22 protein-coding genes are annotated in these 23,506 nt (G+C 50.6%); 10 read left to right on the top strand and 12 right to left on the bottom strand.

The annotated features are described in order from the left end of the window. Window positions 1–13 precede the first annotated feature (13 nt). Both purL and ACO0LK_RS13175 read left to right on the top strand, forming a co-directional pair. Window positions 14–4,009 (top strand): phosphoribosylformylglycinamidine synthase, encoded by a 3,996-nt coding sequence (purL, locus tag ACO0LK_RS13180; protein WP_422975735.1) that lies wholly within the window; start codon window positions 14–16, stop codon window positions 4,007–4,009. 293 nt (window positions 4,010–4,302) lie between these two features. After that, a complete protein-coding gene (locus ACO0LK_RS13175) occupies window positions 4,303–5,043 on the top strand; it encodes a substrate-binding periplasmic protein (protein ID WP_422975733.1) in 741 nt (246 codons plus the stop codon). A 109-nt stretch (window positions 5,044–5,152) separates the two neighbouring features. Here ACO0LK_RS13175 and ACO0LK_RS13170 read toward each other — a convergent pair whose 3' ends face one another. The 8 genes from ACO0LK_RS13170 to ACO0LK_RS13135 form a co-directional block, all read right to left on the bottom strand. Continuing rightward, complete coding sequence (locus ACO0LK_RS13170) at window positions 5,153–5,926, bottom strand: peptidyl-prolyl cis-trans isomerase (RefSeq protein ID WP_422975731.1); 774 nt, start codon at window positions 5,924–5,926, stop codon at window positions 5,153–5,155. 51 nt (window positions 5,927–5,977) lie between these two features. Next, window positions 5,978–6,250, bottom strand: a complete 273-nt coding sequence (locus tag ACO0LK_RS13165; RefSeq protein WP_422975729.1) for a BolA family protein — start codon at window positions 6,248–6,250, stop codon at window positions 5,978–5,980. After that, window positions 6,247–6,870 (bottom strand): septation protein A, encoded by a 624-nt coding sequence (locus ACO0LK_RS13160; protein ID WP_422975727.1) that lies wholly within the window; start codon window positions 6,868–6,870, stop codon window positions 6,247–6,249. The genes ACO0LK_RS13165 and ACO0LK_RS13160 overlap by 4 nt, the downstream gene beginning before the upstream one ends. 11 nt (window positions 6,871–6,881) lie before the next feature. Beyond that, window positions 6,882–7,280: a peptide-methionine (R)-S-oxide reductase MsrB gene (gene msrB / locus ACO0LK_RS13155; protein ID WP_422975886.1), complete on the bottom strand. Its 399-nt coding sequence runs from the start codon at window positions 7,278–7,280 to the stop codon at window positions 6,882–6,884. A 12-nt stretch (window positions 7,281–7,292) separates the two neighbouring features. Further along, complete coding sequence (locus tag ACO0LK_RS13150; protein ID WP_422975725.1) at window positions 7,293–8,777, bottom strand: protein adenylyltransferase SelO; 1,485 nt, start codon at window positions 8,775–8,777, stop codon at window positions 7,293–7,295. A 152-nt stretch (window positions 8,778–8,929) separates the two neighbouring features. Further along, window positions 8,930–10,774, bottom strand: coding sequence for a chemotaxis protein CheA (locus tag ACO0LK_RS13145; RefSeq protein WP_422975724.1), 1,845 nt, complete (start codon window positions 10,772–10,774; stop codon window positions 8,930–8,932). Continuing rightward, on the bottom strand, window positions 10,774–11,538 hold the full coding sequence (locus ACO0LK_RS13140; RefSeq protein ID WP_422975722.1) for a protein phosphatase CheZ: 765 nt from the start codon (window positions 11,536–11,538) through the stop codon (window positions 10,774–10,776). The genes ACO0LK_RS13145 and ACO0LK_RS13140 overlap by 1 nt, the downstream gene beginning before the upstream one ends. 272 nt (window positions 11,539–11,810) lie before the next feature. Continuing rightward, window positions 11,811–12,293, bottom strand: a complete 483-nt coding sequence (locus ACO0LK_RS13135) for a putative toxin-antitoxin system toxin component, PIN family (protein WP_422975720.1) — start codon at window positions 12,291–12,293, stop codon at window positions 11,811–11,813. 21 nt (window positions 12,294–12,314) lie between these two features. On the opposite strand from ACO0LK_RS13135, the gene yaaA reads away from it, so the two are divergent. Next, window positions 12,315–13,091: a peroxide stress protein YaaA gene (yaaA, locus tag ACO0LK_RS13130; RefSeq protein WP_422975718.1), complete on the top strand. Its 777-nt coding sequence runs from the start codon at window positions 12,315–12,317 to the stop codon at window positions 13,089–13,091. A gap of 134 nt (window positions 13,092–13,225) precedes the next feature. On the opposite strand, the gene ACO0LK_RS13125 is transcribed toward yaaA, so the two are convergent. Further along, window positions 13,226–14,029: an outer membrane protein assembly factor BamD gene (locus ACO0LK_RS13125; RefSeq protein WP_422975716.1), complete on the bottom strand. Its 804-nt coding sequence runs from the start codon at window positions 14,027–14,029 to the stop codon at window positions 13,226–13,228. 43 nt (window positions 14,030–14,072) lie between these two features. Here ACO0LK_RS13125 and ACO0LK_RS13120 point away from each other — a divergent pair, with 43 nt between their 5' ends. Both ACO0LK_RS13120 and pgeF read left to right on the top strand, forming a co-directional pair. Next, window positions 14,073–15,113 carry an RluA family pseudouridine synthase gene (locus tag ACO0LK_RS13120; protein WP_422975714.1) on the top strand — a complete coding sequence of 347 codons (1,041 nt, stop codon included), beginning with the start codon at window positions 14,073–14,075 and terminating at the stop codon, window positions 15,111–15,113. After that, window positions 15,110–15,928, top strand: coding sequence for a peptidoglycan editing factor PgeF (gene pgeF, locus ACO0LK_RS13115; protein ID WP_422975712.1), 819 nt, complete (start codon window positions 15,110–15,112; stop codon window positions 15,926–15,928). The genes ACO0LK_RS13120 and pgeF overlap by 4 nt, the downstream gene beginning before the upstream one ends. Before the next feature lie 5 nt (window positions 15,929–15,933). On the opposite strand, the gene ACO0LK_RS13110 is transcribed toward pgeF, so the two are convergent. Next, window positions 15,934–16,275, bottom strand: coding sequence for a hypothetical protein (locus tag ACO0LK_RS13110; RefSeq protein WP_422975710.1), 342 nt, complete (start codon window positions 16,273–16,275; stop codon window positions 15,934–15,936). Window positions 16,276–16,357: 82 nt separating this feature from the next. Here ACO0LK_RS13110 and phaC point away from each other — a divergent pair, with 82 nt between their 5' ends. From phaC to ACO0LK_RS13085, 5 genes are all read left to right on the top strand, one after another. Next, on the top strand, window positions 16,358–18,082 hold the full coding sequence (gene phaC / locus ACO0LK_RS13105) for a class I poly(R)-hydroxyalkanoic acid synthase (protein WP_422975708.1): 1,725 nt from the start codon (window positions 16,358–16,360) through the stop codon (window positions 18,080–18,082). Between the two features lie 45 nt (window positions 18,083–18,127). After that, on the top strand, window positions 18,128–18,868 hold the full coding sequence (locus ACO0LK_RS13100) for a 3-ketoacyl-ACP reductase (RefSeq protein WP_186945477.1): 741 nt from the start codon (window positions 18,128–18,130) through the stop codon (window positions 18,866–18,868). 314 nt (window positions 18,869–19,182) lie between these two features. After that, window positions 19,183–19,740: a polyhydroxyalkanoate synthesis repressor PhaR gene (gene phaR / locus ACO0LK_RS13095; RefSeq protein ID WP_186945476.1), complete on the top strand. Its 558-nt coding sequence runs from the start codon at window positions 19,183–19,185 to the stop codon at window positions 19,738–19,740. Between the two features lie 155 nt (window positions 19,741–19,895). Further along, window positions 19,896–21,278 (top strand): 30S ribosomal protein S12 methylthiotransferase RimO, encoded by a 1,383-nt coding sequence (gene rimO / locus ACO0LK_RS13090; RefSeq protein ID WP_422975705.1) that lies wholly within the window; start codon window positions 19,896–19,898, stop codon window positions 21,276–21,278. Continuing rightward, window positions 21,278–21,748, top strand: a complete 471-nt coding sequence (locus ACO0LK_RS13085; protein WP_422975703.1) for a hypothetical protein — start codon at window positions 21,278–21,280, stop codon at window positions 21,746–21,748. The genes rimO and ACO0LK_RS13085 overlap by 1 nt, the downstream gene beginning before the upstream one ends. A gap of 54 nt (window positions 21,749–21,802) precedes the next feature. On the opposite strand, the gene ACO0LK_RS13080 is transcribed toward ACO0LK_RS13085, so the two are convergent. Beyond that, window positions 21,803–22,528: a carbon-nitrogen hydrolase family protein gene (locus tag ACO0LK_RS13080; protein WP_422975701.1), complete on the bottom strand. Its 726-nt coding sequence runs from the start codon at window positions 22,526–22,528 to the stop codon at window positions 21,803–21,805. A gap of 53 nt (window positions 22,529–22,581) precedes the next feature. Then, complete coding sequence (locus ACO0LK_RS13075; protein ID WP_422975699.1) at window positions 22,582–23,466, bottom strand: hypothetical protein; 885 nt, start codon at window positions 23,464–23,466, stop codon at window positions 22,582–22,584. Window positions 23,467–23,506: the final 40 nt, after the last annotated feature.

The following is a 23,506-nucleotide window of genomic DNA, read 5'->3' as shown; positions in this document are numbered from 1 at the left end:
TACCTCGCTCACCATGTTGATATTGCCAGGCTCCAACGCCCTGTCTGCTTTTCGTACCTCCGGTCTTCTCTCTCGTTTGCAAGCTGTCGATGCCAGTATTGTCGGCGTCAGCGGACGCTATGTTCATTTTGTCGATACGGCATCTGAACTGAGCAAAGAAGACGCTGATCGCCTGAATGCTCTCTTGGTCTATGGCGATGCCTTTGCCGCCAGTGGTGAAGGGGATGTGTTCGTCGCGATCCCGCGCTTCGGCACGATTTCACCCTGGGCCAGCAAAGCGACAGATATTGTTCACAATTGTGGCATGACGCATATCCATCGTCTGGAACGTGGCATTATTTACTACGTGCAGGTAAAAACTGGTTTGTTGGGCGGTGCCAAAAAGCTTGCTGATGGCAGCCGTGAACAGGTCGCAGCACTTCTGCATGACCGCATGACAGAAATGGTATTGGCTGACGCGCAGCAAGCCCAGGCGCTGTTCTCTGAACTGGTTGCCAAGGAGCTGGAGCATGTCGACGTACTGCAAGGTGGTAAGGCAGCCCTGTTGCATGCGAATAGCGAACTTGGTCTGGCCTTGTCAGATGATGAGATTGATTACCTGGTCGATGCCTTTACCGCAGCCAAACGCAATCCGACTGACGTTGAGCTGATGATGTTTGCGCAGGCGAACAGCGAACATTGCCGACACAAAATTTTCAATGCAGACTGGACAATCGATGGTCAGAAACAGGACAAGTCCCTGTTCCAGATGATCAAAAATACCCACGAGTTGCAACCCAAGGGTACCATCGTTGCCTACAGTGATAACTCTTCCATCATGGAAGGTGCAGTCGTCAATCGTTTCTTCCCGTCCGGTAAAGACCAGGTGTATCAGGTCACAGAAGAACTGACACATACCCTGATGAAGGTGGAAACGCATAATCACCCGACAGCCATTTCCCCGTTCCCGGGCGCTTCTACCGGCGCTGGCGGTGAAATTCGTGATGAAGGTGCAACAGGTCGCGGTGCCCGTCCAAAAGCTGGCCTGACCGGCTTTACCGTATCCAATCTGATGTTGCCGGGCGCGCGCCAGGCTTGGGAAAATGCGGGTGACAGTTTGACTGCTAAAGTCGATGCGAATGCCTACGGCAAGCCAGACCGCATTGCTTCACCATTGCAGATCATGATAGAAGGCCCTTTGGGTGGTGCGGCTTTCAATAATGAATTTGGTCGTCCTGTTCTGGGTGGTTATTTCCGTACCTTTGAACAAAACGTCGGTGGTACTGTATACGGTTATCACAAGCCCATCATGATCGCTGGTGGTATCGGCAATATCTCGGACAGGCACACCAAAAAGAATGACCTGCCGGTAGGTACGCTGTTGATACAACTCGGTGGCCCGGGCATGCGCATAGGCATGGGTGGCAGTGCGGCTTCTTCGATGGCGACAGGTACCAATACGGCGGATCTGGATTTTGATTCTGTACAGCGTGGCAACCCTGAAATGGAACGTCGTGCGCAAGAGGTCATCAATTCCTGCTGGCAGTTGGGCGACGATAATCCCGTCCTGTCCATCCATGACGTAGGCGCCGGTGGTTTGTCGAATGCCTTCCCCGAAATCACGAATGATGCCAAGCGTGGTGCCCTGTTTGATTTGCGTAAAGTACCGCTGGAAGAAAGCGGCATGGCACCGAAAGAAATCTGGAGTAATGAATCGCAGGAGCGTTATGTGCTGGGCATTGCACCAGAAAGCCTGGAACTGTTCCGTCATTTCTGCGAACGTGAGCGTTGCCCGTTTGCCGTGGTGGGTACCGCGACTGAAGAACGTCAATTACGCGTGATCGATCCGCTGAATGACACTTCACCAGTCGATATGCCCATGAATGTCTTGCTGGGCAAACCACCAAAAATGCACAGGGATGTTAGCCATGTCAGCAATGATTTTCCAAAAATTGATTTGACGGGCATCGATCTGCAAGTCGCCGCAGAACGCGTATTGAGCCTGCCTACGGTGGCTGACAAATCATTCCTGATCACCATTGGTGACCGCACGGTTGGCGCTACATCAGTGCGTGACCAGATGGTTGGTCCATGGCAGGTGCCGGTAGCTGATTGCGCCGTGACCACCATGAGTTTGGAAGGCTACCTGGGTGAAGCCATGTCCATGGGCGAACGTACACCGTTGGCCGTGATTGATGCCGCTGCATCGGGCCGTATGGCCGTGGGTGAAGCCATCACCAATATTGCTGCTGCACCGATCAGGGATATTTCGGATATCAAACTGTCAGCCAACTGGATGGCTGCCTGTGGCCAGCCTGGCCAGGATGCTGCCTTGTTTGATACGGTAAAGGCAGTCGGCATGGACTTGTGTCCTGCACTGGGTATCAGTATCCCGGTGGGTAAAGATTCTTTGTCCATGCGTACAACCTGGAAGGATGAAGGTCAAAGCAAGGCGGTAACTTCACCAGTATCACTGATTATTTCTGCCTTCTCGCCTGTCTATGATGTGCGTAAATCGCTGACGCCGCAGATACGCCTGGACCAGGGCGATACGAGCCTGATTCTGATCGACCTTGGTCGTGGCAAGAATCGCCTGGGCGCTTCCTGCTTTGCGCAAGTCATGCAGCAACTCGGCAACGATGCGCCGGACGTCGATAGTGCAGAAGACCTGAAAGCTTTCTTTGCTGCTATCCAGCAGTTGAATGGCGAAAACAAATTGCTGGCTTACCACGACCGCTCTGACGGTGGTCTGTACGCCAGCCTGTGTGAAATGGCCTTCGCCGGTCGTGCGGGTTTGTCCGTCAATCTCGATATCCTGACCATGGATAGCGAGCATGCGGCAGACCAGGGTGATGCCAAGAACTGGGCCAGCCAGGTATCTGAGCGTCGTAATGACATGACTTTGCGCGCCTTGTTCAATGAAGAGCTGGGTGCAGTGATACAGGTCCGCACTGAACAGCGTTCAGAAGTCATGGATGTCTTGCGCAGCTTTAATCTGGGTGCCTGTAGTCATATCATCGGCAAGCCAAACAATAGCGGCATCATCGAATTTACTCGCGACGCCAAACAAATCTATTCTCAGCCTAGAACTGCATTGCATCAGTTGTGGAGCAAAACCAGCTGGCAAATCGCCCGTCTGCGTGATAACCCGGCTGGTGCTGATGCTGAATATGCACGCATCGTTGATGCGAATGATCCAGGCATGCAACCCAAACTGAGTTTCGATCCGCAGCAAGACGTGGCGGCACCATTCATCGCGACTGGCGCGCGTCCCAAGGTCGCCATCTTGCGCGAGCAGGGTGTGAACTCGCATATAGAAACTGCCTACGTCATGCATAAGTCCGGCTTTGAAGCAGTGGACGTACACATGAGCGACCTCATCGCTGGACGTGCAAAACTGGCTGACTTCAAGGGCTTGATCGCTGTTGGTGGTTTCTCTTATGGCGACGTATTGGGGGCAGGTGAGGGCTGGGCCAAAACCATTTTGTTCAACGCCATGATGTCTGAGCAGTTCTCGCAATTCTTCCATCGTGATGACACCTTTGGTCTTGGTATCTGCAATGGTTGTCAGATGATGAGTAACCTGAAATCCATTATTCCGGGTGCACAGGCCTGGCCTAAATTTACCAAAAACAAATCCGAGCAATTCGAAGGCCGTTTTGCCATGGTGGAAGTGGCTGACTCGGCTTCCATTTTCTTCCAGGGCATGGCCGGCACACAAACACCTATCGCTATTGCGCATGGTGAAGGTTTTGCTGACTTCTCAACTACAGGTGATATTGCCAAGGCACAGGTTGCCATGCGCTTTGTCAACAATGCTGGTCAGGCGACTGAAGCTTACCCTTACAATCCAAATGGTTCACCACAGGGGATTACCTCAGTCACCAATGAAGATGGTCGCTTTACGGTATTGATGCCGCATGCAGAGCGCGTATTCCGTTCAGTCCTGCATTCCTGGCATCCAGACGGATGGGGAGAAGATTCGCCTTGGATGCGCATGTTCCGCAATGCACGCGTCTGGGTGGGCTGATAAGCAGCTCGGTCGACGCATAGTTTGTGGTGAGCCCCTTGTCCGGAGTCGTCAGGCTCAAGATGAGGGGCATGCAATCATGGTCAGATGCTCATCGCAGATGCATTTCATCGGTAATACGTGAAATGCCTGACTGATATGTTCAAAATCATTATCAGCGTGGCAAATCAAGCGACATCAAGTACTTGAATCTTGCTGCGAGACACAAGTTGCAACAGTTGATGGCACGATTCATGTTGTGCCGGACAGGGGTTTCCTTATAATGAAACGTCATTGTATGTTTCTTTCAACTGATGCGACACCTATTCTTTCTTGTACTGGTTTTTGCGTTCAATACAGCGGGTGCTGCGGAGCGTTTGCGTGCCTGTGGCGGTGAGAGTAACTGGCCGCCAATGTCGTACGTAAAAGCCCCGGGTGCCATGGTCGAGGGCCTGTCTGCGGATATATTGCGATCCATATCAAGCGATCTCAGGATTGAATTGCGCCCCTGGGCCCGTTGTTTGCTGGAAGTACAGGCGCGTGAGGGCTTTGATATTGTCATGTCTGTTTTCCGGACACCAGAGCGCGAGAAAGTCTTCCTCTTCTCACGCAGTTATCATAGTCTGACTCCCTCCTATCTATATGCTACTGCACGTTTTCAATCCCCACCAATACAGTTGTTGAGTGACCTGGAAAAATTCCGGATTTGTTCACTGCATGGCTCGTCCACGTTTTACACAAAATTGCCGGCGTCGGCGATTGAAAGCGGTGCCACCAGCTATGTCAGCCTGCTACGCAAGATAGAGCGCGGCCATTGCGATATCGTGGTCGATATGCAGGAAGTATTATGGGGTTTTGCCAGGCTGGGTTTGTTGCCGCTGGATATGAATGCCTACAGGATAGTGAATTTGCCACAGACAGAAAAATACGCTTTGCATTTTGGTGTCAGCAGGTCGCACCCGCAGGCCTTGCTGCTGATAGACCAACTGGACAAGGGATTGGCTGAATTGCAGCGTAGCGGCAGGCTGGCAGCCATCATCAGCAAGTATCAGTGATGTGGTGACAGCGCAGGCAGAGATAGGGTAAGGTCACACACGCTGAAATGCGGACCAAAAAAAGAGGTGCATCGCACCTCTTTTTTATTCAGACAAAATTCAGACGAAATTACTGAACTTTTGCCTTTTTAACCAGCGCTTGCTGATAAGCCTGTACACGTTGTTGCTGCAGACCGTCAACAATTTGTGGTTTCACTTCTTCCAGTGTAGGGAACTTTGCTGCACGCACATCATCCAGTTTGATGATGTGGAAGCCAAATTGTGTCTTCACTGGTGTTTCTGTGAACTGACCTTTTTGCAGGGCAGTCATGGCTTGCGAGAAAGCTGGATCCCAGGCAGCAGGAGATGCCCAGTCAAGATCGCCGCCTTTGGAGGCAGAGCCGGCATCTTTAGACTGTTTTGCCAGTTCTTCAAACTTGGCACCAGCCTTCAGTTTGGAGATGATGGCTTTGGCTTCATCTTCCTTGTCAACCAGGATATGGTAAGCATGGTATTCCTTGTCGCCTGCCTGTGCTTTTGCCTTGTCGTACTCAGCCTGTATTTCTGCATCAGTGACAGGGTTTTTCTTGACATGTTCAATCATCAGGGCGCGAATCAACAAAGATTGGCGTGCTATTTCCAGCTGGTTCTTGACCTCTGGGTTTGCGGCTACTCCGGATTTCTCAGCTTCCTGCATCAATACTTCACGATTGATCAGTTCTTGCTTCACCATTGCGCGCAATTGCGGGCTGTCTTGCTGTCCTTGTGCAGTCAATTGCTTGACCATGGCATCAACACGGCTGGATGGGATGGCTTTGCCGTTAACAACAGCCAGGTTCTGTGCCAGAGCAGGCAGGGCAGTTGCAAGAAGTACTACCAGCAAATGAGCAGGTTTAAAAGTCATTGTCTGTTCCTAAATAACAAAATTAAATAAAACGGATTATAAGTAAACTGCCTAGGTCGGTATCTCTGACGGACTTAATGCCACTATATTCAGTGCATGAATTTCCGTTTGCATCATATCGCCAACGGCATCATACACCAGTCGATGGCGAGTAATACGGTTTAAGCCCTCAAATTGCTGACAAACTATTCTTACACGGTAATGACCAGCGCCACCAGCTGCGCCGGCATGCCCCCGATGTGCTTCCGAATCGTCTGTTAGTTGACAGTCGGAAGGCTGCAAGGTTTCCGAAAGCCGCTGCAATATTTTCTCGTCGCGTGTCATTGTGCCGGTTCTTCCAGATATTTTGCTAAAAACAGGCTTTGTACCACAACAAATGCAGGCATTATTGCAACAACGGCAATTAATTTGAAATTTGCCCAAGTATCTGTGGAAAAATTATAGGCAACGTAGAGATTAATGATGCCCATCAGCGTGAAATACAGTATCCACGCGACACTCAAACGCCCCCAAATCGCTTCTGGCAGTTTGATTTGCGAGCCCATGGCTACCTGGATCAGGTTGGATTTGAAGACGAATTGCCCCAAGGCAAATGCGCCGCCATAACACCAATACAAGACCGTGGGTTTCCATTTAATGAAGGCTTCGCTCTGGAAGTACATGGTGGCGCCGCCAAAAATCATGATGATGATGAAGGAAATCAGCAGCATCGCATCTACTTTTTTCCTGCGCACCAGCAAATAGCCGATCTGGATGATGGACGCTATAAGGGCAACGGCTGTTGCCAGCATGATGGGTGCCAGCTCGGTAGTGGTAGTGCCACCCGAGATGATGCCAGAAAGGTATTCTGTAACCAGTGACTGTGCCTTTTCTGCGTTTCCTTCGCCCCATTTGAAGGCGCCAAAAAACAATAGAACCGGGAATAAATCAAAAAGAAATTTCATGTGCGGACAGCTTAAGTTTCTGGTTCAAATTTCATGGATGCGGAATTGATGCAATAACGCAACCTGGTAGGTGGCGGCCCATCAGGAAACACGTGTCCCAGGTGAGCGTCGCAGATATTACACAATATCTCGGTGCGCGTCATGCCATGAGATGTATCAATTATTTCACGGACATTCGCCGGGTCCAGCGCCTTGAAATAGCTGGGCCAGCCGCAGCCGGAATCAAACTTGGCATCAGACGTAAACAAGGGCGTGTTGCAGCACACACAGGTATAGATGCCAGCCTCATGGTGATCCCAGAATTTGCCGGTAAACGCACGTTCGGTGGCGGCATGCCGCGTGACTTCATATTCCATGGAGTCTAACTGGGCTTTCCATTCGGCATCGGATTTGACAACTTTTTTCATGATTTCCTCATTTTCTCAGGAAGAACAACTGACTTCTATATGCCTGGCCCAATCGGGGGGCAGGGCGGCGTAGTCTTCGTTTTCCTCTTGTTCGTCATACGGGTTTTCCAGAATGCGCAGCAGTTTCTCTACCTCTGAAAAATCCTTGTTTTGCGCCTTTTCTATTGCCACCTGCGCCAGATAGTTCCTCAATATGTACTTGGGATTGCTGGCCAGCATGCCGGTGTGGCGTTCGGCTTCGTTGCTGCCTTCTATGACCAATCGTGCCCGGTAGCGGACCAGCCAGTCATCCAGACCTTGTCTGTCGAGAAATAAATCGCGCAGGGGCTCATCTTTAGTCGAAATCTGGTTCGAAAGCTTACTTAAATTGCGGAAACTCAGGGTAAAGTCGGCCTGATTACTTTGTAACAGTTTGAAAAAATCGGCAAATAGGTCCAGGTCGCTGTCCTGCACCGTGTTTAGCCCAAATTTGCGGTGCATCAACTCACTCCATTTATTGCGGTAGCTTGCAGGGTAGTGGGCCAATGCGGCATTGGTGTCTTCCACGCTGCCGATCAGGGGTGACAATGCCTGTGCCAGGGCCTGGCAATTCCAGTTGCCGATGGCTGGCTGCATACGATATGAATAACGGCCCTGTTGGTCGGTGTGGTTGCAGATATGTTTTTCGTCATAGGCTTCCATGAATCCAAACGGGCCATAATCGAGTGTCAGGCCAAGTATCGACATATTGTCGGTATTCATTACGCCATGCATGAAGCCTACTGCTTGCCAATGCGCCATCAGTTCAGCAGTACGTCTGGTAACTTCTGCCAGCAAGGCCTGGTATTTATTGGCGTGATCCAGTAGCTCAGGGAAGGATTGCTCAATGACAAAATCGGCCAGCAGCCGCAGGTCATCCATCCTGTCATTGTAGTACCAGTGTTCAAATGAGCCAAAGCGCACGAAGCTGGGGGCGATACGTGCTACCACGGCGCTGGTTTCCGGTGTTTCGCGAAATACCATCTGGTCCGAGCCGATGACGCACAAGGCACGTGAAGTCGGTATGCCAAGGCCAGCCATGGCTTCAGAGCATAAAAATTCCCGTATCGACGAACGCAATACGGCGCGCCCATCACCCATGCGGGAATAGGGGGTCATGCCGGAACCTTTGAGCTGGATTTCCAGATGCTGATCTGCATGGCTCAGTCCACCTAACAGCAAGGCCCTGCCATCGCCGAGTTGACCGGCCCACACACCAAATTGATGGCCGGAATAGACAGCGGCAAGTGGTTTACTGCCAGGAATGCCCTGATTGCCTGAAAAATAGGAAACAAATTCCGGCGTGTTCAGGCAAGCCTGATCCAGATGCAGATAGTCAGCCGCCGCCTTGCTGGCAGCAACCAGATATGGCTGGCTGATGGGGCTGGCGGGCAGATGGGTAAAGAAATGCGCGGGCAGGTTTGCAAACTGATTTTCCAGCGCCAGATCGTGTAGCGTGAAAGGTGCGGTGGCAGATGTCATGGGGTGCCAGATGGCTGTAAAAAGAATAAACGCATTTTGACAGATTTGGTCAAAATGCGTTTATCGGGGTAGGGCGGGCACGTATCTGAAGTCTGGCCAGATTCAACATCTGGCCAGGGGGCGTCAGCGATCAATAGTCATTATGCCGAATTTCAGGCAGTAATACGCTCCCGTGTTTTGCAGCCATCGATCAGGAAGGACAGACTGATCACCAGTACCAACTCACCTTCGGCAGAGCGGGCCGTACCCGTAATGCCTGGTGTGCTGATGCAGGTCAGCGGTTTGATCACCAGATCAGCCGTGCCATCCACCGCATCCACAGACAGGATGTAAGGGCTTGGTGCTGCAATGACAATACCAACACGCTCTGATGCTGGGGTATAGCCCAGTATCTTGCCCAGTGATTTTACCGGTAATGGGCGACCCAGGTCGCGCAATACAGGCTGGCCACCGACACTTTCAAAAGTCTCGGGCAATTCAACCACGCGTTGTACGGTTGCCATTGGCAGGGCCAGTGAAGCACCGTCTGTACGTACCAGCATGGTAGGTACAATGGACAATTCAATCGGCAGGCGAATCAGGAAGGTCGTACCTGTACCCAACTGGGAAGCAATGCGTATGGCACCACGATGACGTTCAACAGCAGTTTTCACCACGTCCATGCCGACGCCACGTCCGGAAACGCTGGATGCGACTTCCTTGGTAGAGAAGCCCGGCAGGAAAACCAGCTGGAATGCTTCATCGTCGGTGCGGGCATCATGTGCATTGATGAGCCCTTTGGATATTGCCTTGTCACGCAGTCTTTGCGCATCCATACCCTTGCCGTCATCGGTCACTTCTATCATGACGCTGCTGGCTTCTTGCCAGGCTTTGAGAGAAATGGTGGAACGTGGCGACTTGTTGGCGTTGATGCGTTCTTCAGACGTTTCTATGCCGTGATCGAGGGCATTGCGCAACATGTGGACCAGCGGGTCATACAGGCTATCAACGACGACACGATCGACCTCGGTTTCGGCACCGGCAATGTTCAGATCCACTTCCTTGCCCAGATCACGTGCCAGTTCACGAACCAGACGCGGGAATTTCTGGAACAGGCGGCCAACTGGCTGCATGCGGGTGGCCAGGGTGGCGCGCTGCAATTCGGTAGAGTAGCGCGATGCACGGGTCAGGGTTTCTGTCAGTGCTGACATCAGTGGCGCTGCCTGGCCATCAAATTTGAATTGCGATAATTTTTCCAGCAAAACAGCAGCCTGATTGGCAGCCTGCACGGATTCGCCAGCAACTTCCAGCAAGACATTCAGCTTTACCGCATCAATACGGATGCTTTCTTCCTTGGCTGGCGCGTTTTGCTTGATCTCAGCATTTGATAGCGAGGATTTGACCGCTTCGTGTTCTTCTTTTTGGGTACCGGCTTTGTCTTCGACTTCTTCCGCTTCTGCCACTGTTTCAGCGGCTTCCGGCAAAGTACCCGGTGGCGTCACTGCACGGAAATAAGCTTCCCAGTCAAGTTCGCCATTGCTTACCTTGCTGACGGCTTCGACTTTTTTCTCGACAGGCTTGGGGGCAGCTTCCGCCTTGGGTTTGGCAGCAGCAGGGGCTTTTTTGCTCGCGCCTTTCATTTCGATGGCGTCGGTCAGCATCTTTTCGAGCGACTTCGGCATCGTCGAAAGACTGTCCGGCTCGGTGCCGTTGTTCAGTGCAGTCAGCTGATCTGCCACAAAGCCGCTGGCTTCCAGCGCTGCTTCAATGGCTTCCGGTGTGACCGGTACCTGGCCCGTACGCAGCGCATCGAACAGGTTTTCTGTTAGATGGCAGGCCGATACCATGGCGCTCAAATTCATGAAGCCGGCGCCACCTTTAATCGTATGGAAAGACCTGAACACTGCATTGAGCGTGTTCATGTCACCTGGATTGCGCTCGAGCGAGAGCAGGTGTTCTTCTACATTTGTCGCCAGATCGAGCGCTTCGACGACAAATTCTTTGAGCATGTCATCCATTAGAAACCCAGACTATCAAGTAGATTATCTACATCGTCCTGTTCCAGTGCTGCGTTCGGGACAGATGGGCCTTCCATCAATACCACAGCCTTTTCTTTCAGGTCAGAAGGCGCATTGTCCAGCAGTATCTGCGCCAGCTCATGTTCCACTGTCTTGTTGATTGCAACCACTTTTTTAATCAACTGACCGGTTAGGTCCTGGAAGTCCTGCGCCATCATGATGTCGAGCAAACGTGCTTTTTCAGCATCGGTTGCCGTCAGCACTGCATTGGCAAAGCTTTTGGAGTCCGTCGCCAGCGATTTGAATTCGTCAACGCTGAGCTTGCCTTCAAACAGGTCAGTCCAGCGCGCATCCATGACCTTGGCTTTCTTTGCCAGTTCATCCTGCTCCGGCAGCCCCAGGTCGGTGGCATTCAAGACTTTATTGGCAGCCTGTTCTGTCAGCGAGGCGACATATTCCAGCCGGTCCTGCGCATCAGCGATTTGTACGGCAACATCTGACAGTGAGCGGTCGTAGCCGAGCTCACGCATGGAGTCGTGCAGCATCCGGACCAGCCCACCGAGGCGGTCAAACATCGGCTTGGCTGCTTCTTCATCGGTATTGTGGAAATTGAATTTTGCGGGAGCGCTGTCTTGCTGCGACGCCTGCGTGTTTTGCTCTGCTGGAGAAGGCGAGCCGGGAGGCGTAGGTGCAGCACCTGTTTCCACCCGCTGATTGGCCATTTCTTCAAACAATGCGTCCAGATCATCTGCTGAGTCGGTCATAGTCCTTTATTCTCCATAATCGCATTGAGTATTGTGTCGTTTTTCACAAATATCATGGTGTGTCAGCGAGAGTATGCAGAAATGATTCTGAGTGTCATTGCCATTCAGATGATAATTTTCCGCATGGACTCCGGTAAGTTCCCTGAATTGTTCGATGATTAGCCCAATTCAGATCTTGTAGATCTTGTTTTTATGCTCTGGCAATACTTCTTTCTCGGTGTCATCATAGTAGCAGGACATTACCGAAGGATAACCCAGAGTAACAAAAGTTGTCATGCTTTTGTTAGGTGCGATGCAGTTTTGTCACATTCTTTTACGTAGCTGAGCAAAAATTGTTCTGGCGTCTGAATAAGGAACATGCCTGCGTTTTTCATTTTCCTTGCCAACTTCAATAATGCCTTGTCCTTGGTGATCAATACTTGCGCTTGCGCATCGCGTGCGATTTCCAGAAATTTCTGATCATCCTTGTCACTGCAGACGGGCAATTTATATGTTGATTGTTCCGTAGGTGTGACGCATGGAATATAGGTATCAAACCAGCCGGTAATTTGTTCAAGCTCTTCGGGTACGACCGGCAGGTGAGGATATTTTAATACGGCCAGCCATTCATCCCTGCAATCATGTCTGGTGACAGCCTGGATGTCGTTATTTTGCAGAGCTGACAGTAAAACCGACCAGCGGGGGTCTTTGAAAACGAACAGATCGAGACAGACATTGGTGTCAATCACGACGCGCTTAGGTATGATGTGGGTCATTTTGAAATCTGAAATTTATTTATGCTCATTGTAATATCGCCAGCCAAAAGTCTGGATTTTGACAGTCGTGTAAAAACCAGAACTTCCAGTACACCGCATTTTCTGGATGAAGCTGAAGAGTTGATTGCCATCGCTTCGCGTTATTCGCCCGAACAACTGGGTGAGCTGATGGATATTTCCCCGGCACTGGCACAACTCAACGTTGACAGGTTTGCCAGTTGGCAGCGTGATCCTGTTGCTGGGCAGGGCAAACAGGCTGTTTTTGCTTTTAATGGCGATGTCTACGAGGGGCTGGATGTGCACAGCCTGGAGGCCAACCATGTCAAGTATTTGCAAAATCGTCTGTATATCCTGTCTGGACTGTATGGGGCGTTGCGTCCTTTGGATGTATTGCAGCCATATCGGCTGGAAATGGGAACGTCCCTGACAAATCCGTATGGCAAGAACCTGTATGCGTTCTGGGGTGACAAGGTAAGCCTGTTGCTAAATGAGGCAATCCGGCAACAAAAATCCAAAACCTTGCTGAATCTGGCTTCCGACGAGTATTTCAAGGTCGTCAGACCCGCAGTCCTGGGGGCAAATATTATTTCACCCGTGTTTCAGGATTGGAAAAATGGCCAGTACAAGATTATTTCTTTTTATGCCAAGCGTGCCAGAGGCTTGATGGCCCGGTATTGCGCGCAGCATGGCATACGACGCGTGCAGGATATCAAAGCTTTCAATGAAGAAGGCTATGCTTACTGTGAAGAAGAGTCGACGGCCAGCAATTGGGTGTTTCGTCGGCAGGTCGCCGATTAATTTACTTTATTTGCCTGATTTGCGAGTAAGTCAGCAATAAGCAAGTCAGCAATTAGCTTGCAATAAGCCGGTAAATAAAATAGCCTCCACAGCCCGCAAGGGCTGACAGAGGCTGTTTTACTCAGGTAATCAGCTTACCAGAATTTCCACCATGCATCGCGACCACGGCCTTTACCTGCCAAAAAGTCACTTTTCGGGAAGTTTTGTGTAAATACGCGATTGGCATCATTGCGAAGTTCAACCAGACCCATGGCATCGTAAGAGCGGATCAGGATGAACATTGCTTCTTCAATCGCTGGTGCGTCCGGATATTCCTTGATGGCTGCCTGGGCGCGGTTGGCTGCAGCCAGGTAAGCGCCGCGACGCAAGTAGTAGCGGGCGACGTGCACGTCATACTGGGCCAGGGCATTCACCAGATATTTCATGCGCAGGATGGCATCAGGCGTATATTTGCTGTCTGGGAATTGAATGGCCAACTGCTTGAAGGCGTCGAAAGAGTCGCGTGATGCTTTCGGATCGCGTTCAGTAATGTCCTGATTGGCAAGGAAATTGAACAAACCAACCTGATCATTGAAGTTGATCACGCCGCGCAAATAGTACATGTAGTCAACATGACTATGATTCGGGTGGAGTTTGATGAAGCGTTCCACAGCGGCCAGGGCCTGCGCCTGGTCACCCTGTTTGTAGTAAGCATAGGCTGTTTCAATTTGAGCCTGTTGCGCATAAGTACCAAAAGGAAAGCGCGATTCCAGTTTTTCAAAGTACTGAATTGCTTTTTCGTAGCCCCCACTGGACATTTCGTCTTTTGCTTCAGCGTATAATTTTGATGCTGACCAGGTTCTGGTCTCATCGCCTTTTTCACCGAACACCCCGCAGCCGCTTAAACTTAAGGACGCGGCCACAGCCAGAACAAGCAATTTCAAAGATTTAATGTGCATAAATTTGTGCGTGAGCATGAAAACAATTTACGGATTATAGCCGATGGCAAAAAATGTGAAACCAACTACTACAGTGATTTTGTCAGATTCCGATCTGGATACAGAATTTGAAGAGCTGAACGATACCACCGAAGTGGACGAAGATTTTTCGCCAACAGTCGAAAATATAGAATTAAAGCTCACATCGGACGTTTGTGGTGAGCGTTTGGACAAGACTTTGTCCAAACTGGTTCCACAATATTCCCGCAGCCGCATTTCTCAGTGGATAGAAAACGGCTTTGTCAGCGTCGATGGCAAGCCCGGACGTGGAAAAATGACCATGCTGGGCGATGAACGCATCGTCATCCAGCCCCAGGCCGCGCCGGATGAAGGCGCTTATGCGCCCGAAGATATCCCGCTGAACCTTGTTTTTGAAGACGACCACTTGTTGGTTATTAACAAACCGGCGGGCCTGGTGGTGCATCCGGCGGCCGGAAACTGGTCTGGTACCTTGCTGAATGGCCTGCTGTTCCGCTGGCCAGCTCTGTTGGGCGTGCCGCGTGCAGGTATCGTCCATAGACTGGACAAGGATACATCGGGCCTGATGGTGGTGGCTAAAACCCTGGTTGCCCATACCGAACTGGTCAGGCAGTTGCAAGACCGTACCGTCAAGCGTGAATACAATGCGCTGGTCTGGGGTACGCCAAATCTGTCCGGCACCGTGGATGCACCTATGGCCAGGCATCCGCGTGACCGCATCAAAATGGCGGTTTCGCAAAGCATCATTGCCAAACCTGCTGTCACGCATTTCCAGCGTATCGCTGCCGGCATGCTGGAAAAATTCCCGGTTAGTCTGGTGGCCTGCCAACTGGAAACTGGTCGTACCCATCAGATTCGTGTGCATATGCAATCCCTGGGCTTTCCTCTGGTGGGGGATACCCTGTACGGCAAGCAGCATCTGGCAAGGTTTTTCCCACGCCAGGCCCTGCAGGCCAGAAAACTTGGGTTGATCCACCCCAAAACCGGCAAGCATGTCGAATGGGAAGTCAGTCTGGCAGATGACTTTGTCGATTTGTTGAAACAGGCGGGCATTCAACTTACATGAGTGGCGATGCAGGAAGATGGGCGCATAACTTGCCATTTCCGGTCTTGCTGCCGGACTGGCAGGGCGCGCCTGCCCATGTACGTGCCATGACCACCCTACGTCAGGGTGGCAGCAGTTGCGGGGCCTATGGCGATGCTGAGGGTAATTCCGGATTAAATCTCGGTGATCATGTTGGTGACGATTTGCTGGCCGTCAAACAAAATCGGGATAAATTAAACCGCCAATTACCATCTGATGTCATATTCTTATCACAAGTACATGGCAATATCGTGGTTGACGCTGCCATGTTGTGCAATCAGCAGCATGCTGCCGTCAGCGCCGATGCCGTATTTTCTTCCCAGGCTGGCTTGGTGTGTGCCGTACTGACGGCGGATTGCCTGCCCGTGCTGTTTACCGATGTGGATGGCACCGTGGTTGCTGCTGCCCATGCTGGCTGGCGTGGCCTGGCCAATGGTGTTTTGCAAAATACTGTGCGCAGCATGCGTGAAGCCGGGGCAGGGGAGATACTGGCCTGGTTGGGGCCAGCCATCGGTCCGGGTGAATTTGAAGTGGGTAGCGATGTATTGCGGGCTTTTTTGCCGCAAGTGGACGACGCTGGTCTTTATTTTCAGGCCAAGGCAGCAGTGAATGGCCAGGATAAATATCTCGCGGATATATACGGATTGGCAAGAAAATTGCTAACTGATGTGGGCGTGACACGCATCAGTGGTGGTCAATATTGCACGGTGCGTGAAAAGCAGCAGTTTTATTCTTACCGGCGTGATGGTGTCAGTGGTCGTATGGCCAGTCTGATCTGGATAGAAGGTAGTGTTTGAGCCCGTCAATCTGACTTGTCTGCGGACTTGTCAGCCGGATTATCTGACTGACTGATGCCCTGATTACTGGTGCTTGCAGTGCTTTGTTTTTGCAGTGCAGCTTGTTTTTCCATTCGCTCACGCTTGCGTTGTGGTGTGCGCATCAGGTATAAAACTATTGTTAAAGGAAAAACGCAGTACAACAGAAAAGTCATGACGCCGGCGATGACGGAATGCTCCGTTATGGACATCATGAGAACGACGTAAATCCAGGCGATGGCGACGATATACATACAAACCTTAATGCAAAAATAGGGGAGGGTCGGGCAAGCAAGTATGGATTGGGGGGAGTATTCCGCAGCACTCACCTGAATTCACCGCAACTCATCGCAGGCAGAACGGAAAGCTTAAAATTATTTCGAAACGATACGCGAAAAACAGGAGGCACGCATGAAGACTTTCGATCCTCAAGCTATGTACTCCGACTGGATGTCACAGCTAGTGAATCAAAAAATTTGGCAGGACTGGATGTTGCCGTCCTCGCCGCTGAATCAAATGCAGATGCCCTCAGGGGATATGCTCAAGGAACTGGGTACGCTGATTGAGCCGGCTACCATGACCCGCCTGCAAAGCGAGTATATGCAAGAGCTGGGACAGTTATGGCAAGATTTTTCCGTGTCCAAATTGCCCGATCTGAAGGACCGACGTTTTGCCGCACCGGACTGGCATAACCATGCGATGCATTCTTACAGTGCAGCGTCTTATCTGTTGAATGCACGGTTTTTAATGGCATTGGCAGAGGCTGTGCAGGCTCCCGCCAAGACAAAACAAAAAATCGGTTTTGCAGTGCAGCAAATGATTGATGCCATGTCACCCGCCAATTTCCTGGTGACCAATCCCGAAGCCCAAAGCAAGCTGATCGAGAGTAAGGGCGAAAGCCTGGCGAAAGGCATCAGCCAGATGCTGGCGGACATGCAAAAGGGCCGAATTTCACAGACAGACGAATCTGCCTTTGAAGTTGGCAAGAATGTGGCTACATCCGCTGGTACGGTGGTGTTTGAAAACAGACTATTCCAGCTTATACAATACCAGCCAGCTACCAAGACCGTGCATCAGCGCCCCTTGCTGATGGTGCCGCCCTGCATCAACAAATTCTATATCCTCGATCTGCAACCAGAAAATTCCGTCGTTCATTATGCGGTTGAGCAAGGGCATACCGTATTCCTGGTGTCCTGGGCTAATCCGGATGAAAGCATGGCAGACGTCACCTGGGATGATTACATCGAAGACGGCGCCATCAAGGCTATCAGTGTGGTGCAGGAAATCAGCAAGCAGGACAAAATCAATGCATTTGGTTTTTGCGTCGGTGGTACCATCATTTCCACTGCCTTGTCGGTACTTGCCGACAGGGGGGAGCATCCGGCTGCCAGTCTGACATTGCTGACGACCTTGCTGGATTTCTCGCAAACTGGTGTGCTGGACGTGTTTGTCGATGAAATGCAGGTCAAGATGCGTGAGCAGACCATAGGGCAGCGCGGGCTGTTGCCCGGGCGCGACCTGGCCAGCACTTTTTCTGCACTGCGTGCGAATGATCTGGTCTGGAATTACGTACAGTCGAATTACCTCAAGGGCGAGGCTCCGCCTCCTTTTGATCTCTTGTACTGGAATGCCGACAGCACCAATTTGCCTGGCCCGATGTTTTGCTGGTATCTGCGCAATACCTACCTCGAAAACAAACTCAAGCAGCCTGGCGCACTGACCGTGGCCGGAAGCAAGGTTGATCTGGGCAAGATTGATGCGCCATGCTTTGTCTATGGCTCACGCGAAGATCATATCGTTCCGTGGCAGGCAGCTTACGCATCAACCAGTCTGCTGAATCCACGTCATAAAAGCAGAAATCGCTTTTTGCTGGGTGCGTCAGGACATATTGCCGGTGTGGTCAACCCTCCGGCGAAAAAGAAAAGAAGTTACTGGACCAATACCCAGACCGGTCTGGATGCCGATAAATGGTTCGCCGGCGCGACCGAGCATCCCGGTAGCTGGTGGCCAGAATGGGCTGATTTCCTTAAAGAGCATGGTGGAAAAATGGTCAAGGCGCCAGCCAAACCTGGCAGCCCGGACTTCCCGGCGATAGAAGTGGCACCGGGACGTTATGTCAAAGTAAGAGCGGATTGATCGTTTTTGTTGTTATTAATATAAAATTTTAATCAGGAGAACAGTATGTCAAAACGTGTTGCATATGTAACTGGTGGTATGGGTGGTATCGGGACTCCAATTTGCCGTCGTCTGTGTAAAGAAGGTTATATCGTAGTGGCCGGTTGCGGCCCGAATTCTGCCCGTAAGGACAAATGGCTGGCGGATATGCGTGCCGAAGGCCTGGATATTCATGCGTCGGAAGGCAATGTGTCTGACTGGGAATCCACCAAGGCTGCTTTTGACAAGGTCAAGGCAGAAATTGGTGAAATCGATGTACTGGTCAACAATGCCGGCATTACCCGCGATGGCCAGTTCCGCAAGATGAGCAAGGCCGATTGGGACGCCGTTATGGATACCAATCTGAATTCCCTGTTCAATGTCACCAAGCAAGTCATTGAAGGCATGGTAGACCGTGGTTGGGGGCGTATCATCAATATTTCTTCCGTCAACGGCCAAAAGGGTCAGTTTGGTCAAACCAATTATTCGACGGCCAAGGCGGGTATCCATGGCTTCAGTATGGCGCTGGCGCAAGAAGTAGCGACCAAGGGCGTGACGGTCAATACCGTATCACCTGGTTATGTTGGTACCGATATGGTCAAGGCCATACGCCCTGACGTGCTGGAAAAGATTGTTGCCGGCATTCCCGTCAAACGTCTGGCTGAGCCTGAAGAAATTGCTTCCATCGTTGCGTGGATCGCTTCGGATGAAGGTGGCTATGCCACTGGTTCCGACTTCTCCATCAACGGTGGCTTGCACATGGGCTGATGCACTATCGTGCCGGACATGGGGAATTATTTAGAGTAAACAATTTTAAATTGGCTTTTTAGTTCTCTTATTGCTGTCTTTCTGCCGCAGTGCGGTAAAATATGCCCATCAGGTCGCAAGATTTCGATGGGCATATCTTTTGCAAGTCGCAATTTAAAAGATGCAATAATAAAGGGGACAAACATGGTTTCGGATAGCAGCCACCTGGTGGCTGCCAGCAGTCTGAAGCCTTGTTTGCGTGAATTAGTCTGCGCCACGCATGTGAAAACCTTACATGATGTGGCTGGATATCGAAGTGATTAACTGAGATTTCAATGAATAGCGCAAAAAAATCAACACAGCATCTGATCAAAAAATACCCGAATCGCCGTCTGTACGACACTCAGACCAGTAGCTACATCACACTGGTTGACGTGAAGCAGTTCGTACTCGAAAACGACGATTTCGCAGTGGTCGATGCCAAATCCGGCGAAGATTTGACACGCAGCATTCTGTTGCAAATCATTCTGGAAGAGGAAGCGGGCGGAACCCCGATGTTTTCCAGTGTCGTCCTGTCACAGATCATCCGTTATTACGGACATGCCATGCAGGGGATGATGGGTAATTATCTGGAGAAAAACGTCCAGGCTTTTATCGATATCCAGAACAAGCTGGCAGAAAACTCAAAAGGCATCTACGAAGGCAAGCCCTTCAGCCCTGAAATGTGGACCCAGTTCATGAATGTGCAGGGGCCTATGATGCAGGGTATGATGGGCAACTACATAGAACAGAGCAAGAATCTGTTTGTGCAAATGCAAGAGCAAATGCAAAGCCAGGCCAAAAATATGTTCAATGTCTTCCCGTTCAATCCGGAAGATGTGAATAAAAAGTAAATAAGAAATAAATAAAATACAGCTTTGACAGGTTCGTATTCTGACTTAAGCCCCTGATTCTTCAGGAAATTATCGCAGATGCGGCAAGTTGGGCTGGCAAAAAGGGTACAATAGCGGATTCGCTTTTGTACCCTTTTTGCTATTTATTATCGCTTATGTCTATCTCAGAAATTCGCCGTCAAGAAATGCCTGCTACCCACAAGGTGGGATTTGTGTCCCTGGGCTGCCCGAAGGCGCTTGTCGATTCCGAACAAATCCTGACTCAATTACGTGCCGAAGGTTATGACACCGCCAAATCCTATGATGGCGCTGATCTGGTAATCGTCAATACCTGCGGCTTCATTGATGCCGCTGTGCAGGAATCCCTGGATGCGATAGGCGAGGCGCTGGCTGAAAATGGCAGAGTCATCGTGACCGGTTGCCTGGGTGCTAAAAAGGGTGCCGACGGCAAGGACATGATACAGTCCATCCACCCCAAGGTATTGGAAGTGACTGGTCCGCATGCAGTGGGTGAAGTCATGGCTGCTGTGCATAAGCATTTGCCTAAGCCGCACGAGCCGTTCATGGACCTGGTGCCGCCCCAGGGCGTGAAATTGACGCCCAAGCATTTCGCTTACCTCAAAATCTCTGAAGGTTGTAACCACCGCTGTAGTTTTTGCATCATCCCATCCATGCGGGGTGACCTGGTATCGCGCCCGATTGCCGATGTCATGATGGAAGCAGAAAATCTGTTCAAAGCCGGCGTCAAGGAATTGCTGGTGATTTCCCAGGACACCAGCGCCTATGGGGTGGATATCAAGTTCCGCATGGGCTTCTGGAATGGCAAGCCTGTCAAAACCCATATGACGCAACTGGTCGAAGCACTGGGCGAACTGGCTAAGCAATATGACGCCTGGGTGCGACTGCACTATGTGTATCCTTACCCGCATGTCGATCAGATCATCCCCTTCATGAACAATGGCCATGTGCTGCCGTATCTGGACGTGCCTTTGCAGCATGCCCATCCGGACGTGCTGAAGCGCATGAAGCGTCCAGCCAGCGGCGAGAAAAATATTGAACGTATTAAGGCCTGGCGTGAGATGTGCCCGGAGATCACCATACGCTCCACCTTCATCGCCGGTTTCCCTGGTGAGACCGAAGAAGAATTCGAATACCTGCTGGATTTCCTGAAAGAAGCACAGATTGACCGTTTGGGCTGTTTTGCCTATTCGCCAGTTGAAGGTGCGACTGCGAATGAAATCGCCAATCAATTGCCGGATGAAGTGCGCGAAGATCGCCGCCGCCGTGTCATGGAATTGCAGGAAGGTATATCCAAAAAGCGCCTGCAGGCAAAAGTTGGTAAAACCATGCGCGTGTTGATTGATTCCCTCGATCGCAGTGGTGGTGTTGGCCGCAGTTCTGCCGATGCGCCAGAAATTGATGGTGTTGTCTACGTCAAGCCACCGTTCGAACCACATCGCAAACTTAAGGTGGGTGAATTTGTTGATGTCACCATCACCGCCGCCGATGCGCATGACTTGTGGGGCGAGGCTGTCTGATGCGCGTCATGTCAGTGTTGAAAGCGCTATTGCCGCTTGTATTGATGAGTGGTCTGGGTTTGCCGGTGCAGGCCCAGCCATTTGCGCCTATGTCTAACCCGCAGTTTGCCAAGCCGGTGGAACTGCGCGGCAAGCTGGGTGATGACAAAGTGACGATGCATATACAGCCCAAGCAAGAAGACAGGGATAGTGTCGAAGGTAACTATGTCGTAGCTGGCGGCAAGCGCAATCACGGCAACAAGATTTTGCTTGCCGGTGAAATCAGCGGCAATAAACTCAGTATGGAAGAATCCGAAGATGGTACGGATGTGTCCGGTCAGTGGGATGGTGAGCTGAAGGACAATGTCATACGTGGCGTCTGGCAATCGGACGATGGCAAAGTCAGCAAGGATTTTGTGCTGGAGCTGATCCCGCCTGCAAAAGCCAGGAAAAATAAAACGGCACAGCCACAAAGCAAGCCAGTCAAGTAAATCATCGGGCCAGGGCCATGACCATAGCCATAACCGTGGCCTGATTGACCAGCTTTATCCTACGTCAAAAACCACTACACCCTCAACCCCTTCAGTCACGCGGGCGACTATGTCGCCTTGCGGGTTGACTATGCATGTGCAGCCATGGCTAAGCTTGTCGCCCGATATACCTACAACGTCAGAAGAAACGACCCAGCAGGCTGTTTCCGTGGCTCTTTGGCGTAGATTCTCTACACTTTTGTGCCGCCATTTGTCGGCAGTGGCGACAGCAAGCATATTATTGAGCGGGTAACAGATCAGACGGGCAGCTTGTGCACTGAGCCGTTTTGCGCAATCCGGAAAGTTTGCATCAAAGCAGATATTGATGCCAAACAAAAAGCCTGATTTTTGAAAAACCGGCATGTCACGGCCTGGTAAAAAAGCCTGTTCCTGCGGGTGATTTTTGGCGTAAATGCCGCGCAGCTTACCCTTGCTGATCAAGGCCGCAGAGTTATAGAAACCATCCATATCCTGCTCAACAAAACCAATAATCACATCGCTTGAAAAAGGGGATAACTTCGTCAGTATGTTATTGAACGAAGGGCTGTCAACAGCGATGGCCCGACGCGCAATGATTTGCTGATCGCTGGTGTATCCCTGCAAATAACACTCAGGAAATACAGCCAGTTCCACACCCTGTTTGTCACACCAGGCCAGATCATCTTGCAGGCGAACCAGGGTGCCGGCAATGTCATCAAATAAGGGCTGACGCTGGAATGTGGCTACGCGGATTTTTTGCATGCAGGTACTGATTTACCTTCGTCTTGTATGGCGTTAACATTCATTTACGCAATCTAACTCCCTTTCAGAGCATCTTTTCTTGCCAGATATTGAGAAAACTCTTTACGCAGAACCTCACTATTTTTCCCATATGAGACTTCGAGCGCCTTAGGAAACTCAGTTCCGGATAGTAAAAGCTGCATTAGTTTTCCGAAATTTTCAGGTTGGGAATCGTGCATATAATGTACAAACGATGCGCCAACTCTGTATAGAAGCCAGTTTGCGGCCCCGCTCTTAACGGCGTCAGCGGGATTCGTACTCGTGAACCAAAAGTCAATATTTCCAGACAAATAGGCCTCTTTTTCCTCGTTGCTCATTAATGCAGACACATCTTTGTATTTGGTGTAAGCCGGACCGCCGTCTGCGACATAAACAGCAATTCCCTCTCTGAACCAAATAGGGATATTCTTAATATGCGCTTTTTCTCCGAGGTGGGTATAAAAAAGATAGTGCGTGAGCTCATGCGTAGTTAACTCAGCGAGAGATTCTTCACCGCGGCCAAAAGCACCGGGAGATAAAAATAATTTTCCCCAATACACAGCACCTCTGACATTTTTTGATAAAAATACGTATTCATTGAACGTGTCCTGAGACGCGCAAACATAAATTTCTATCGGTTTTGCAAAATGTGCATTCAGAGCAACTTCCACTTTACGTTGACTGGCTTTTAGAATTTCCCTCAATGCAATTGCATTTTCCTTCGCATTTTTTTCGTACCTTATCCGCGAATCTTCGGCCATGGTTATAAAGTGATCTGTCGACTTATATTTCGCTATTACTGACTTTAAAAATACGGGATTGCTAAATAAAATGCCGATAGCAAGTAGAAATATGATGCAAGCTACTGAAATTATAAATTTCCGAAGATTCAATTTAGCTGTTTTTTCTAATTTAACCATTAATATTCATTCAGGCGATTTCCGGACGCGATTTATGATG

The sequence above is a fragment of the Undibacterium sp. Ji49W genome, from assembly GCF_049340205.1.
Lineage (GTDB): Bacteria > Pseudomonadota > Gammaproteobacteria > Burkholderiales > Burkholderiaceae_D > Undibacterium.
This window is presented reverse-complemented; position numbering and strand designations above follow the sequence as displayed.